General features: G+C 66.1%; 13 protein-coding genes and 1 tRNA gene. 2 read left to right on the forward strand and 12 right to left on the reverse strand.

Features of this window, described 5'->3' with window-relative positions; all coding sequences use genetic code 11:
• Positions 1–4 precede the first annotated feature (4 nt).
• The 7 genes from HF886_RS02450 to HF886_RS02480 all read right to left on the reverse strand — a co-directional run bounded on the left by HF886_RS02450 (position 5) and on the right by HF886_RS02480 (position 7,895).
• The gene (locus HF886_RS02450; protein WP_169618883.1) at positions 5–658 is read right to left on the reverse strand and encodes a PhoU domain-containing protein; all 654 of its coding nucleotides are present in this window, start codon (positions 656–658) and stop codon (positions 5–7) included.
• Positions 659–1,006: 348 nt separating this feature from the next.
• Positions 1,007–2,695 (reverse strand): hypothetical protein, encoded by a 1,689-nt coding sequence (locus HF886_RS02455; RefSeq protein WP_169651451.1) that lies wholly within the window; start codon positions 2,693–2,695, stop codon positions 1,007–1,009.
• 96 nt (positions 2,696–2,791) lie between these two features.
• Positions 2,792–3,535 carry an N-acetyltransferase gene (locus HF886_RS02460; RefSeq protein ID WP_346765282.1) on the reverse strand — a complete coding sequence of 248 codons (744 nt, stop codon included), beginning with the start codon at positions 3,533–3,535 and terminating at the stop codon, positions 2,792–2,794.
• Positions 3,536–4,218: 683 nt separating this feature from the next.
• Positions 4,219–5,310, reverse strand: a complete 1,092-nt coding sequence (locus HF886_RS02465) for a glycosyltransferase family 4 protein (protein WP_169651453.1) — start codon at positions 5,308–5,310, stop codon at positions 4,219–4,221.
• Positions 5,307–6,452, reverse strand: a complete 1,146-nt coding sequence (locus HF886_RS02470) for a glycosyltransferase family 4 protein (protein WP_169651454.1) — start codon at positions 6,450–6,452, stop codon at positions 5,307–5,309. Before HF886_RS02470 ends, HF886_RS02465 begins: the two co-directional genes overlap by 4 nt.
• Before the next feature lie 171 nt (positions 6,453–6,623).
• Complete coding sequence (dcd, locus tag HF886_RS02475) at positions 6,624–7,214, reverse strand: dCTP deaminase (protein WP_169618873.1); 591 nt, start codon at positions 7,212–7,214, stop codon at positions 6,624–6,626.
• 45 nt (positions 7,215–7,259) lie between these two features.
• Positions 7,260–7,895, reverse strand: coding sequence for a TetR/AcrR family transcriptional regulator (locus HF886_RS02480; protein WP_169651455.1), 636 nt, complete (start codon positions 7,893–7,895; stop codon positions 7,260–7,262).
• Between the two features lie 83 nt (positions 7,896–7,978).
• Here HF886_RS02480 and HF886_RS02485 point away from each other — a divergent pair, with 83 nt between their 5' ends.
• Positions 7,979–8,800, forward strand: a complete 822-nt coding sequence (locus tag HF886_RS02485) for an oxygenase MpaB family protein (RefSeq protein WP_169651456.1) — start codon at positions 7,979–7,981, stop codon at positions 8,798–8,800.
• Between the two features lie 83 nt (positions 8,801–8,883).
• Positions 8,884–8,954: transfer RNA gene (locus HF886_RS02490), tRNA-Gly, on the forward strand.
• 98 nt (positions 8,955–9,052) lie between these two features.
• Here HF886_RS02490 and HF886_RS02495 read toward each other — a convergent pair.
• From HF886_RS02495 to HF886_RS02515, 5 genes are all read right to left on the reverse strand, one after another.
• A complete protein-coding gene (locus HF886_RS02495) occupies positions 9,053–10,066 on the reverse strand; it encodes a zinc-dependent alcohol dehydrogenase (RefSeq protein ID WP_169651457.1) in 1,014 nt (337 codons plus the stop codon).
• Between the two features lie 245 nt (positions 10,067–10,311).
• A complete protein-coding gene (locus HF886_RS02500) occupies positions 10,312–11,727 on the reverse strand; it encodes a glutamate decarboxylase (protein WP_169651458.1) in 1,416 nt (471 codons plus the stop codon).
• A 236-nt stretch (positions 11,728–11,963) separates the two neighbouring features.
• The gene (cynS, locus tag HF886_RS02505) at positions 11,964–12,413 is read right to left on the reverse strand and encodes a cyanase (RefSeq protein ID WP_169651459.1); all 450 of its coding nucleotides are present in this window, start codon (positions 12,411–12,413) and stop codon (positions 11,964–11,966) included.
• A gap of 71 nt (positions 12,414–12,484) precedes the next feature.
• Complete coding sequence (locus HF886_RS02510) at positions 12,485–13,336, reverse strand: formate/nitrite transporter family protein (protein ID WP_169651460.1); 852 nt, start codon at positions 13,334–13,336, stop codon at positions 12,485–12,487.
• 133 nt (positions 13,337–13,469) lie between these two features.
• Positions 13,470–14,843: a phosphatidylglycerol lysyltransferase domain-containing protein gene (locus HF886_RS02515; RefSeq protein WP_240954837.1), complete on the reverse strand. Its 1,374-nt coding sequence runs from the start codon at positions 14,841–14,843 to the stop codon at positions 13,470–13,472.
• Positions 14,844–14,930 lie beyond the last annotated feature (87 nt).

The following is a 14,930-nucleotide window of genomic DNA, read 5'->3' on the forward strand; positions in this document are numbered from 1 at the left end:
GAACTCAGGCGACTTCCGCGGGTCTTTCGCCGGTGACGAAGAAGATGAGCCGATCGGCCACGTCGGCGGCCTGGTCTCCGAACCGCCCGTAGAAGCGCGCGACGAGAACGGTGTCCACGGCCGTCGGAACGTCACCGTCCCAGTTCTTGCCTTCGACGGTGGCGAGGATCCGCGAGTGCACCGCGTCCAACTCGCGCTGGAGCGCACGGACACTCTGAATCGCCTCGAGGTCGAGATGAGTGAACACATCGCGCAGCACGGCTGCGATCCGGGCTGCGACGTCAGCCATCACAGCGAGGTCGTCGTGCAGGGCACCTCGCACGAGCAGGTCCGGGAAGCGACGGCGTGCAACGCGCGCGATGTGGAGCGTGAGTTGCCCCATCCGGCTCAGATCACCGCTGATCCTGACTGCAGAGAACACGAGTCGGAGGTCCGCGGCGACAGGCCCCTGCAAGGCGAGGATCTTCATGGCCCGATGGGCGCAGTCCGTGGTCAGCTCGTCGAGGCGGGCGTCGAGGTCGAGCGTGCTCTGCGCCGCCAGCAGGTCACCGCGGAACAGCGCCTCGGTCGCCGACGAGAGGCCCTCCGCGGCCACAGCGCCGAGTTCCCCCAGCCGTTCGAGCAGTTCGTTCAGTTCGCCCTTGAACACTTCCCTCATGCAGCACTCCTCTCGGTAGCGCGCGGAAGTCCCATTCTGCTGCGGTGGGTGCCACCACAAGCTGAATGCCCGTCCCCCCACGTTCTACACAGGCTGATGATTCACTTCTTTGCGCTCGGTGTCACTCCGGGTGTCGGCAGGCGAGAGATCGTCCATGCGCGCAAGGTGAGCTTTGATCCATTCTGTACTTCCCGGTGTCGCGACGTGCTCATGCGTTGTACCGGCGATGCGGGTAGTCAAGGCAGTCCTTCGAGGTAATGTGCCGACGTTGCTCGGCTCGCAGGCCACCCCACACCCCCGGAGTGACCGCCATCACTATATAGCGAGACCGCGAGGATACAACTCGGCCTAGTCCGAAGCTCGGGGTGTGGAGTCCGGTGCAGGAGCCGAATCGCTGGACGGCGGCCGATTTCCCTGGTCGTCTCGGTTCCGGACGATCTCCTGGGCGTACTCGCGGTTGACCGACTCGCTCACCGGAGCATATGTCTCCTCCGCATGCGGCGGGTGCCCCTGCGGCGTGTCGACCTGCCCCTCCCCGCTCCGGTAGCGGGGATGAGGGGTGTTTTCCTGGGGCTCGAAGAGCGACTTCGAGAGCGCCGCGATGGGCCGGGTCGGCGGTGCCGGATCGACGAACGGAACGGGCCCGGACGACGGGTCGCGGTCGGGCACAGGCACAGGCGTCGGCATGGGAGGCCGGCGCTGCGGGTCCACGGGCACTTGCGAGCGCGCGTGCGGTTGTTGCGGGTGCGATTGCGGGCGCGGGTGGGGTTGCGGCTGCGGGTGCGGTTGCGGGGAGAGGGCAACACTGCTCGGCTCGGGCGCCGTCGGGGCGGCCACCGGCTCGTCCTTCTCGGGTGCCGGCGGCTTCTCGACGGACAAGACGACCAGCCTGGTGGGGACCTCGATCTCGGCCAGCGCACGAAGACTGTTCTCCACGGCGGCGCGGTCTTCGCTACCCGTCGTGACCACGATCAGGGCAAGCCCGACCTTCTCCTGACGCAGTTGCTTCCACCATTGCTCGGTCAAGCCGCACCGGATGATGCGTTCGGCGGCGTCGTCGCCGAAGACGTCCGGGTCCGCCTCCACCCCGGAACCGTCGAGAACGAGAATCGCTTCGCCGAGCGAGGCGCGCTGCTGCAGCATCACCACCGTGTCGAGCGGCAGGCGTGGGGTGCCGGAGGTATCGACCTGCAGGGCCGTGCGATACCGGCGGGAAGTCCGCCGCGCCCATGCCGGCGTGACGGTCCTGCCGAACCGGCCGTTGAGGGCGACCAGCAGCTCCGCGACCACGATCAGCGTGAACAGGAATGCGACCGCAGCCTCTGCCTTCGGTTTCGGCGAGACCTTCGTGCCGCTTCCGGCGGGCGCGGCCAGCACCTGGAGGTGTTCGGCACCGGCACCGGAGCGCACGGCACGAAGCTGGTCGAGGCGGGAATCCAGTTCGGCCTGCAACACCGGGTCCGGGCTGCCGTCGTCCGTGCTGTCGTCGGCACCGGCCGCGAGTTCGGCACGGAGACCCGCGACGATTCCGTCGAGATCCGCGATGCGCGATTCGAGTGCGGTGCGGTTCCGGGTGCCCTGAGCCTGGTCGAGCGCAGCAACGACCACCTGAGCGAGCCGGTCCGCTTCCTCCTGGGACCCGTCGCGTGCCGTCACCGTGAGCAGTGTCGGCGACGTTCCGTAGTCCACCCAGATGTTGCCGGACAACGCAGCCGGATCCTCACCGACCTCCGCCGCGATGGCGGCCACCACGCGGGAATCCTCCGACAGCGCGACGTAGGGAGCGATCAGCTGCCCGAGCGACGCGTCCGAGCCCGACACCGCTGCGCTGCTGCGAATCTCCACCACGACGGTCGACTCGTAGACGCCGGGTCCGCTGTCGCGGACGAAGAACACCGCGAGTGCCACCACCGCCGCCGCGACGGCCGCCGGAAGCGCGACCCGCGCCAGTTCGCGAGCGTGCCCGAGGAGATCGACGGCCGGAGGGACGCCGAGTTCACGACGCAACTCGGCGTCGCGGATGTTTCCTTCAAGCACGTCGCGGACCCTTTCGCGGAACTGCCGTATGGGGGGAAATGTCGCTTTTAGGTCGCGAAAATCCGGCCGAACGTTACCTCACTCCGGAGCGCGCGGCTACACGCCGAGGAGCCAGCGAGGGCGCGACCACATCTGCCAGTTCTCGACCACCTGCGCACCGGCCGAGACATACAGCGGGGTCACCTGCGGGCTGGTGAGACCGCACATCGGCACCGGACCACGCAGTGCGAACGTGCGGGCTGCCGCCGCATCCACGAGACGCCGCGCGTAGCCACGACGCTGCCGTCCCTTCCTCGTCCCCAGCGACCACACGGTTTCGATCTCGCCGCCGTCCGAAATCAGTGTGCAGGACTGTAAGCGAGCGTCGTCGAAGATGCCCGTCGCCGTCAGGCCGGGTGCTTCCGGAACGGTGTCGGCGTACGCAATCGCCGCGGTCCCCGGCGACACCCCGAACGCACCCGCAGCCAGGTCGCGCGCGTCGGACATGTCCTCACGCCCCAGGACCCGCAACGCGTCGTCCTCGGGTGCGAGGACCGGAACGAACACCGTCAGGTCGAGAGCCCCCGCGCACACCCAGCCGCGGTCGGCGAGCACCTGTGCGGCGGCGAGGCCTCGTCCGGCGAGCAACACGATCGCCGGGAAGCCGGCTGCGGTCACGATGTCGTATACGTGTTGCGCATGCGCGGTGACGTCGCCGTTGTGGACGAGCGCGAGGTTGTAGTCGGGATCCGGTGCTCCGGTGATCCCGGCCCACCATCCGTCACCGTCCAGGTACGACCCCGCAGTGGTGAGCGGCCGCATACTGCGTCCGTAGGCGCGGCGCAGGACGTCGAGCGTCACGGTGGTACCTGAGATGGAGCCGGGTGTCACTCGTGATCCTCCTGCTTCTCGGCACATCCGAGTTCGACCGGTACGAGATGAAGTTATCGTCCACTACCTCGCACACGCATCGGCGGCACCCCTGGAAGGGTGCCGCCGATGTGCGACGGAAGGGGACGTCAGGAAGGAGTGCCGATCAGGTCGCGAAGAAACTCGACGACCCCGCTGGGCAACTCGAAGCCCGGAACCGCCGGGATCGCGCCCGGTCCCGCGGTCGACCTCTGGCGCGCTCAGATCGAAGGCCTGCTGCCTCGGATCCGCCTCTGCCGGACGGTCCCGTCGGCGACGTACGCCGGAAACGGTACCGTGCCCGAGCTGTGCTGTCGCGACAACCGTTCTGGCAGAACTTGTTTCGACGTTCGGTATGCCGGAAATGCCGGCGGGAAGAGTGAAGCCCCGGGCGACTCTGGTGGAGTAGACCGGGGCTTCTGCGTAGGCCGGCGATGGGGGTTACCGGCCTGCGCAGTCGCCCGCACGATGGGATGTGAGGGCAACGGAAGAGACTTTATCCCGATGCGATTGCTACTCGCGAGTACACCGGAAAAGGGCAGGAACAGCGTGTGACGGCACAGTGCCTCGTTCAGGACACGCTGCGCGAGCGCCTTCCGTGAGCCGGTACCCCTGCTCGGAGCGCCGGGCCGCACTCATGCCCACAGCGCGGACGCCATGTCCGGCAGCGTTCGGTCGATATCGTGCAGTGACAAGACGCGCTGCCGGGCGATATCGGATATCTCGCGTCGCGCTACCGGGTCGTCGAGGAGGCGCGTCAGCGCCTCGGCGAGAGCCTCCGGATCACCGGGCCGCACCAGCACACCGGCGCCGTCTGCGAGGTATTCCGCCGTGCCGCCGTGATCGGTGCCCAGTACCGGCACGCCGTGCGCCATGGCCTCCAACACTCCGAGGGGCCCCGCTTCCGGTGACGTGCTCGCCGAGACCAGGACGTCCCACGTATCGAGCACCTGCGCGGGAGGGACATGCCCGAGGAAAACGACGCGTCCACGCAGATCGGGCATCGCAGCACGGGTGCGCAACTCGTCGAGGAATGCCTCGTCGCCGGGAAACGGCGTGCCCGCGATATCCAGCCGGACATCGGGAATGCGGGAGACCGCTTCCAGAAGAATCCGGTGCCCCTTCCACTCGGTGATCGAGGCCAGGATGCCCACGCGCGATGCGCCTGGGCCCGCCGGGTCGCGGCGACGCTCGCCGACGGATACACCGTTACGAGCGACGACCGTGCGAAATCCCAGTGCCCGGACGGGTTCTGCCGTCGCACGCGACACGGCGACAGCGGTGCCGACGCCTGGTCGGCCGAGTCGGGCGACGAGGATCTGACGTCGAGACGACAGGGTGTCGTGTACGAGCCATGCCGCGCGTCCGGCGCGCCGGGTTCCGGCGACGGCCAGGGAGACCGCCGGCAGCGCGAACAACGAATTACACACGACTCGAGCATGTTCCGTGGACTGTGCGCGGCGGATCCGGGCTCCGGCCCTCGCCCACCTCACGGGAAGAGATGCCAGGCCGAGCACACGACGGACACCTTGCTGTCCCTGCATCCCGAGCGGCGGTACCACCAGTCGCGCCACCTCGCCGGGCAGAGCGTCGGCGAGAGGCCCGTCGGGACATGCCACGATCACGCGTCGTCCTTCGTTCCGTGCGTGGTCGATCAGCGCGAGCATGACCTTCTCCGCGCCCGATCGCTGCCCGGTGTGTGCGACGAAAAGCAGCGGGTCGGTCACCGCGCAGCGACCGACCCGTGCGCCTCGTACAGCAGTTCGGTCAGACGGTGGGCCGTGGTCCGGATATCGAAGTGCTCGGCGATGCGCTCGTGGGCCGAAGCGCCCATCTCGCGACGGCGGATTCCATCGGCCAGCAGCAGACGCATCGCGGCGAGGAGCGCGTCCTCGTCGTCGTGGTCGATGAGCAGGCCGGTGTCGCCGTCGACCACCATTTCCGGAATCGACCCCACCGTCGAGGCGATCACGGGCAGTCCAGCGGCGCCCGCTTCGAGAATCACGTTGGGAGCCTGATCCATTCCCGACGGGAAACACATGAGGTCGGCGTCGGCGAGGATGTCCCACAACCGGTCGTCACCGCTGGTGAGGTCGTCGATCACGGTCACGGCGCGACCGGCCGGCACGGCATCCTTGGTCACGAGAACCAGATCGCACGCGTCGGCGAGGTGCTTCTGGTGCAGGCGCAGCAGGGTGTTGCCACCCTTTCGTTCCATGCTGGTGCCGATGAAGACGATGGTCGGTCGCGCTCGCCCCGTGCGATCGGGGAGCGCTCTCTCGCCGGTGAGAAACGGCGACCAGATTCCCGGGGCCATCGTCGTGACCTTGTCGTCCGACAGGCCGTACGTCGGCCCGGTGAGCGACGCCGCGGTACGACGGCCGTTCGCGACAACGGTCAGCGCCGCGTCGAGGACGGGTTGCTCGAAACGCACCGCCGCCCGAACGGCGAGGCGGGTGAACCGGGTCGCCGCGCGGTAGGGCAGGAGGTAGGCATTGAGTTCGTTGGTGCTGTCGGTCGTGACCACAGTGGGGAGTCCACGCACCATGTCGGCAGAGCCGAGCATGCAGTTTTGTGTGTAGACGTGCAGAACATCGACGTCGCCGTCCGCAAGGCGTTCCCGCAACCGGCAGCGCAGTCCGCGCGAATGCACGAGTTGTCCCCGCAACGCCTGCAGGTCGAGATCGAGCCGTCCGAGGCCGGGAATCGGCGCGCGCATGATCCGGCCGAGCAGAGAAGGCCCACCCGCGTCGAGGAATTCGACCTCGACATCGTCGCGCTCGGCGAAGGCACGGCGCAGGGAGTGGTGCACAGTTGCATGGCCACCGATGTTCTCGTTCACGAACAGCGCTTTCAGCGGTGCTCCCACGCACTCACGACCTTCCGTTTCGTCCGTTCCCTCCCGATCGAGCCATCGAAATCGGGAGGTTGCCCGTTACAGCCGTGACATGGTGCGGCGAAGGCCGACCGCGAAGCCCGCCTCTCCGATCGCATTCCTGTCGTCCACGGGAAGCGGCGGCGTGGCGATTCCGCGCCGCGCTCAGCTGGGACGGGCGTCGGGATGTTCGTGAACGAAGTTCAGATACGCCTTCGACGGCGTCGGGCCACGCTGCCCCTGATACTTGGATCCGACCTTTGCGCTGCCGTAGGGATTCTCGGCGGGGCTCGTCAAACGGAACAGGCACAGCTGGCCGATCTTCATCCCGGGCCACAGCGTGATCGGCAGGTTCGCGACGTTCGACAGTTCGAGGGTGATGTGACCGTCGAATCCGGGGTCGATGAAGCCGGCCGTGGAGTGGGTCAGCAGCCCGAGACGCCCGAGTGACGATTTGCCCTCGAGGCGGCCCGCGAGGTCATCGGGCAGGGTGCACCGCTCCATGGTGGATCCGAGCACGAACTCGCCGGGGTGCAGGACGAACGACTCTCCCTGCGGCACCTGCACGAGCGTCGTCAGCTCGTCCTGCTGCTTGGCGGGGTCGATGTGGGTGTAGCGGGTGTTGTTGAAGACACGGAACAGGCTGTCGAGTTTGACGTCCACACTCGACGGCTGCACGAGCTCCGGATCGTAGGGGTCGATACCGAGATGCCCGGAGGCGACCTGGGCGCGGATGTCACGATCGGAGAGGAGCACGGGGTAAAGGTTAACAACCACCGAAGATCGGCGACGAAGACGTCGTCAGCTCTCCGCGTCCTGCCGGAGTTGTGCGGACATCGTGAGCAGCAGTTCGGTGCACTGCTCGACCACGTCGTCTGCGTCCAGGGGAACCGTGCCGTCGAGCCACGCGGTCATCGCCTGCGCGAGCCCCCCGACGACATAGTGCGCGGCCAGGTCGAGGCGGGGTGTGTGAGTGATCGAGTAGATGTTCTCGGCCTGGGCGGTGACGAGCCCGGCGAACATTCGCGTCGAAGCGAGGCGTCGCTTGGCGAGTTGGGGATTGGCCTGGCTCACGGAGAACAGCATCCGCCCGAGCCGCGGGTCCTCGCCGATCTCGCGGACGATGTTCTCGACGCAGGCGCGGACGATCGCGCGGTCGTCGCCGGGCTGCGCACCGACGACCGCGGCAAGAGTGCTTTCCGCGATCCGCTGCACCGCGTAGTCGTACACCGCTCCGGTGAGCTCGTCGCGGTCCGCAAAATTCTCGTAGAAGTACCGTGATGCCAAGGCCGCCCGCTTGCAGACGCCGCGGACCGACAAAACGGGTTCGCCGTCGGCTCCACCGAGGATGTCGAGCCCGGCTTCGATGAGCTGAGCCCGGCGATCGGCCTGCCGTTCCTCACCCGCGCGTCCGCCGTAGAGCCGTCCTGTTGCCATGCGCCCATCTTCTCAGACCTCTTTACGCGACGCGCATATCTGAGTACATTCGTGTTCAGTTGAGTCGGCCGACAAGGAGCACGATGACGATCCTCGAGAAACCCGCAGGTCTGGACGACACCATGGACGGTCTCGGGCTCGCCGCGGGTGCGGCGAACATCATCATGCAACTCTCCTGGCCCCAGGTGGGCTACGGCGTCTTCGAGAGCCGCGTCGAATCCGGGCGGTTGTTCGATCACCCCCTCAAACGCACCCGCACCACCCTCACCTACCTGGCGGTCGCGGCACGAGGCACCGACGACGAGAAGCGGCTCTTCCGCGACGGCGTGAACAAGGCCCACGCTCAGGTCCGGTCGACCGCCGCCAGTCCCGTGAAATACAACGCCTTCGACCACGAACTGCAACTGTGGGTCGCCGCGTGCATCTACCGCGGCTTCGAAGATGTCCACCGTTCCCTCTACGGGCCGATCCCCGAGGACGCCGTCGACTACTTCTACCAGCGCGGAGCCGCCTTCGGGACCACGTTGCAGGTCCCTCAGTCCAAATGGCCGAAGGACCGCGACGCCTTCGAGCAGTACTGGAAGGAGGGACTCGAGAACGTCCGCATCGACCCGGTCGTGCGGGAGCACCTGCTGTCCATCGCGCGCATGGAATTCCTGCCCCAACCGATCCCGTTCCTGTTCGGCCGGCTCAACCTGTTCTTCACCGCGGGCTACCTGCCGCAGCGGTTCCGCGACGAGATGCTCATGGCGTGGGCGCCCCGCGATCAACGGCGCTTCGAACGGCTCATGAAGGCGCTCGGCGCGCTGAACAAGCGACTGCCGGTCGCGCTGCGCGAACTGCCGTACCGCGTCCTTCTCGCCGATACGCGCCGGCGGATCAGGAAGGGACAGACCCTCGTGTAGGGGTGCAGCGACCGATCGGGGAGTCTGCTAAAGTTTGCTCCTAGCTCGAGCGGAGCCGGTGAAAACCGGCAAAAGCCCAGCGTGCCGATGTAGTTCAATGGTAGAACATCAGCTTCCCAAGCTGAATACGCGGGTTCGATTCCCGTCATCGGCTCAGAAACGAAGGCCCCGGCCGACGCATCGCGTCGCCGGGGCCGTCTTCGTCCTCGAACCTTCAACGCTGGACCCGCTCAGCGCATGGGCAGCGCGCGGTCAGAACTCGAACACCACACGAGCGGGCACGGCTCCGCTCAGCACATCGCTGATGGACTCGTTCACCGATTCCAGGGGACGCGTTTCGGAGATGACCTGGGTGCGCCCGGCTGCGTGCAGCGCGAAGACGTCGGCCAAGTCGTTGCGCGTCCCCACAATCGAGCCGATGACGGACTTTCCGCCGAGCACCGTGTCGAAGATCGGCACCGGCAGCGACGCATCACCGGCCGGCAGCGCCACGCACACGAGTCGCCCGCCTCGACGCAGCGAGGCGTAGGCCTGCTGGAAGGACGCGGCCGAGGCCACCAGCGCAAGAGCCACATCCGCTCCACCGAGCCGGGCAATCGCCTCTACCGGATCCTCTGCCTTGGCGTTCACAACGTGGTCTGCGCCGAGACGCCGCGCCATCTCGAGCTTGTCGTCGGAGACGTCCACCGCAATCACGAAGCCACCTGCGATTCTGGCGTACTGCACCGCCAGGTGGCCCAGTCCGCCGATGCCGAAGACCGCGACGGTCTGGGCGGGACGCACCTGCGCCACCTGCACCGCTTTGTAGGTCGTGACTCCGGCGCATGTCAGCGGACCCGCATCCACGGAGGACACGCCATCGGGAACGGGGGTCGCGAAAGCAGAAGGGACAACGGCGTACTCACCGAAACTCCCGTTCACGGAGTACCCGGAATTACGCTGGTTCTCGCAGAGCGTCTCCCAGCCGGAGATGCAGTATCGGCAGGCGCCGCACGCATATCCGAGCCACGCGATAGCAACCCGGTCCCCCACCGCGCGATCGGTCACCTCCGACCCGATCGCTTCGACACGGCCGATGCCCTCGTGACCGGGCACGAACGGCGGCGACGGCTTGACCGGCCAATCACCGTGTGCGGCGTGGATATCGGTGTGGCAGAGACCGCTGACCTCCATCTTCACCAGCACGTCGGTGGGTCCGGGGTCGGGCACGGGCAGATCTTGGATCTCGAGCGGTGCTGTGAAATCGGTGACGACTGCTGCTTTCATCGCGATTCTCCTGTGGTGGGCGGGCCCGCACATCCACGAGCCGTTCGACCCCGAGAGCCCGCATGCTCCCCGAACCCGAAGAGCGTGCATCCTTCTCCCGGCGTCGTGTCTCCATCCTCGACCACGAGGTGTCGGGATATCAGGCTTCTCGGTCACGGATCGGTATGCAGTTGCTACCCGCTCCCTTCGCGAGATGTTCCGCTCAACGCCATGGTGCGTCGCTTCCGCAGCGACGAGCGGGCCGACTAATGGTGGAACAGCACCGGCTGACCTTCACGTGGAATCGGAGTCTCCAGCCGATCGAGGAAGTCGACCTCGGTCTTGATCTCGGCCAGAAGCGCGGTGGCGAGGTCGTGACTCAAACCGTTGCGGACGACAATCCGCTGCACCGTGACGTCCGCGAGGTCGTCGGGCATGGGATACGCGGGTACGAGCCACCCTTTCATCCTCAACCTGTCCGACAGGTCGTAGAGGGTCCACTTGTCGGTGTAACCCTTTTTCAGCATCCACGCGAACACCGGAATGTCGGAGCCGTCGTTCCACAGTTCGAATGCCGGAAGCTTGGCTATTTCCTGCGCGAGATACTGCGCGACTGCCAGCGACTCCTGTTGGACTCGCGTGTAACCGTCGGACCCCAGGCGAAGGAACATGTAGTACTGCAACAGCACCTGCGCGCCCGGACGTGAGAAGTTCAGCGCAAAGGTCGGCATGCTGCCGCCGAGGTAACTGACGTAGAAGATCAGTTCGTCCGGTAGCGCCGCTTTGTTCCGCCAGACCACCCAGCCCACGCCCGGATAGACGAGGCCGTACTTGTGGCCCGACGTGCTGATCGACGCCACCCGGTCGAGCCGGAAATCCCACACCAGGTCCGGCTGGCAGAAGGGCGCGATCATCGCTCCGGACGCGCCGTCGACATGGATCGGGACATCGACGCCGGTGTCGGCGGCGATGCGATCCAGTGCCGCACTGATCTCGGCAACAGGTTCGTACGCTCCGGTATAGGTCACGCCCATGATGGCAACGACGCCGATGGTGTTCTCGTCCACATACTTGTCGAGTTCGTGCCCGTCGAGGGTTCTGTGCTCCATGGTGATGGGTACATACCGTGCTTCGACTTCGAAATAGTTGCAGAATTTCTCCCAGCACACCTGAACAGCGCTCGAGAGCACGAGGTTCGGCGCCTCGGTGGATTTGCCCTCGGAGCGCCGGCGCTTCTGCCACCTCCGCTTGAGTGCCAGCCCGCCGAGCATGCACGCCTCGGAGGAACCGATCGTGGACGTTCCGATGGCGTTGTCGGGATCGGCCGCGCTCCACAGATCGGCAAGCATTGTCCAGCACCGTGTTTCGATGGCCGCCGTCTGCGGATACTCGTCCTTGTCGATCATGTTCTTGTCGGCGGACTCGGTGTAGAGACGAACGGCAAAGTCGTCCATCCACGTGCCAACGAACGTGGCCAGATTCAGGCGCGCGTTGCCGTCCAGCATCGCCTCGTCGTGCACGATTTGGTAGGCGGTGTCGGGATACGACTCCGACTGCGGCATACGGTTTTTCGGGAGTTCAGTGGCCTCTCCTGGCCGCTCGAACACCGGATTGGCCGAGATCGAATCGCTGGTGCCGACACCGCGTCCGCGGAAGTCGGTGGGATCGGCCGGTTCGGACATGACTCCCCCTCAGAATGCGGATGGGACAGTACGACCGAACCTCGACCGGACAGCCATACCTGTTCCTTACAGTTCCAGGCACCTATGGCATGCAATCGTATCGCGGCGGGAAACAGGAGAATCGGGAAAGAACCAAATCAGCAGAAACCGAAACGGACCGAAACCGGCAAAGCGTCCGCGAGACAGACGTGCACACTCTCCCGATCTACGTTGCGAACCTTCAACCCTTGGGCGGCTTACCAGCGGTAGTCCAGGAACTTCCCGTCGAAGGTGACAACGACGCGGTCACCGTCCGGATCGGGACGTCGCGTGATGTCGACGGTGAAGTTGATCGCGCTCATGATGCCGTCACCGAACTCTTCGTGGATGAGCGCTTTGAGCGCCGGTCCGTACACCGAGAGCGCTTCGGAAAAGCGGTAGATCGTCGGATCGCGCATCACCTCGGGTGAGGAACCGCGGTGCGGTTGCAGTGCAAGACTTTCGGCGACGGTGTCGTTCAACTCGAGTCGTTCACACACGAGCCGCGCCTGGTCCGGGCTGAGCGGATGCTGCCCGAGGAGGGCGGCTGTCGTCCACACCAGCGGGGTGCCGAGGTGTTCGGCGAGGTCCGCCCACGTGAGTCCCTGCCGGATTCTGGCCGCGTCGACAATTGCGGCAGCGTCGGCCTTCGGAAGAATGGGGTTCATGGGTACTCCCTGTCGATGTCGTTGTCGGAGCAGCGGGCGAACTGCCCGCTGCTGTCGGGACGGATGCCCGGTCAGGCCGGCGTGAGTTCCGATTCGGCGGTTTCTGTGTCGGTTCCCGCTCCCCGCTTGGGAGCGGTGCGCATGTGGGTCACGTAGATCACGGCGCCGACAAAAACGATTCCTCCCACGAGATTACCTATGACCGTGGGGATTTCGTTCCATACGAGGTAATCGCCGAGGGAGAATTCGCCGCCGAGCAGCAATCCGGAGGGGAACAGGAACATGTTGACCACCGAATGCTCGAAGCCCATGTAGAAGAACAACATGATCGGCATCCACATGACCAGGACCTTGCCCGGAACACTCTTGGACATCAGCGCGGCAACCACAGCGGTGGACACCATCCAGTTGCACAGCACGCCGCGCAGGAACAGGGTCATCATGCCTGCCGCGCCGTGCTCGGCGTAACCGACGGTGCGCGCTTCACCGATGTGCATGAGTTGCTGGGCCACATCGTTCGGCGGGATGGAATACCCGTAGGTGAGGATGTAGGTGATCATCACGGCGACCGTGAACGCGCCCGCGAAATTACCGAGGAACACCAGACCCCAGTTGCGGAGGACCGCACCTGCCGTCACGCCGGGACGCTTGTCGATGTAGGCGACCGGAGCAAGCGTGAATACCCCGGTGAGCAGGTCGAATCCGAGCAGATACAGCATGCAGAAGCCGACCGGGAAGAGAACCGCGCCGAGCAGTGCGTTGCCGGTCTGCACGGTGACCGTGACAGCGAAGGCGGCCGCGAGCGCGAGGATCGCACCGCCCATGTAGGAACGGATGAGCGTGTCCCGAGTGGACATGAGGACCTTGCTCTGGCCGGCGTCGACCATCGAGCGAGCGAGTTCGGCGGGGGGAACGTAGGACACATCAACCTCCTGGTCGGACAGTGCCGGGCAAGCGTGTCGGCAGTGTGTGTCCGGCATGGTGCCGATCGGAGAAACGCGGCGTTACGTTTTCCTCGCACGGGTGTCCGGCACAGCGTGAGCCCGTGCGTGTCCGCTAGCGCGGTAGGCCGGGACTACGGCCGGGTGTCGCGGGGGCGCTGTATTCGCGGTGAGGAACGAATTCGAAGGTCAGCATCGCGAACGCTGCCGGCAGGAGGTACCGCAGTTTGAACAGGACGAACCGCCGGTCCGCTCCTGCGTGGAACTTGTCCAGATACCGATACAGCGACTCGAGTGCGATGACCGAGTCTCCGAGGCGGAACACCAAGCGCACCGCCGCCCGCCACCGGCCCGTGCCGTTCGGGCCGAGCAGGTCCGGGAACGGGGCGAATGCCAGCGACACCGACGTTCCGCCGGCGCTCCGGACGTGGTCGATGACCTCGACGGCCATCCGCTCGTCTGTGCCGTTCGGTGCCCGCGGACTGCGCCACGGTACGTCCAGGCTCCATTCGTCACCGTGATGCGCAAGGCCGTAGCGCTGAAACCCGACGGGAACCATGTCCCGGTCGCGTGCGATGACGATCATCATGTCCGGGTACGTCCCGTCGAGAAGATGGTCGAGGATCATGGAAAACCCCCGGCGCTGGTGGCCGGAGCGAGCGTGGGACACGATCTCGAGCAGTTGACTGCGCACTTCCGGGGAGAGGTCTCTCTCCGCGACGATCTCGGTGGTGACTCCCGCGTTCTGGCTGCGGTGTACCGCTTGGCGCAGATTGCGGAAACGCCTGCCGACGAGGGAAAAGTGTCCGACGTCGACGACCACGTCGCACCCGATACACACCGACCTCAGGCGCGGGCGACCCCGACCGCCCGCCTGCCACAACCGGGCGGTGGTCTCACTGGCCCCGAGAACAGCCACCCGCCATCCCCGGTCGGCAGCGAAGTGCGAGAAATCCGACAGCAGGTTGTCGAACGCCGGCGCGTGGCCCACCGGGTCGCCCGACACCACCGCGATGCCGGCGCGGGTCCGATACCCGATCGCGGCGGTGCGGCCGGAATTGTAGAAGTACGACTTGGTCGAATTGAGCGCGAACGGCGCCAAAGGGTCGCCGCTGGACTCCCGCACGAGCGAGGCGATCCGACCCTCCTCCTCCGGCTCCGGCTTGCTCGCCACGGGAAGCACCAGCACGGGCCCCGACACCGCGATAGCGACGAACGCGACATGACTGTGTCCCCAGGCATACGCGAGACCGGCTACCAGCAGACACAGCAAGGCCGCTGCCGCGTGCATCCGGGTCACGGGACGGCGCAGCCAGACTCCGCGTGCGACGAACGCGATCGCCACAGCGAGGGCGACGATCAGCGCTGTGCCCCTACCTGTCCGATACGCCGAGATCTCGACCAGGATCATCGCGAGTAGGTACAAGCGGAGTCCGACGCGCTGCACGCCGGGTGTCGCAGAAGAAGCGGCGGATTGCAGGGTCGTCATGGGTGTCTCTCGATTCTCCGGGACATCGGGCGCCCCTACGACCGTATGCCGGATGAATCCCCGGCTCCGCGGTTTCGGATGAAGAGG

The sequence above is a fragment of the Rhodococcus sp. 105337 genome, assembly GCF_012844225.1.
Taxonomy (GTDB): domain Bacteria; phylum Actinomycetota; class Actinomycetes; order Mycobacteriales; family Mycobacteriaceae; genus Rhodococcus.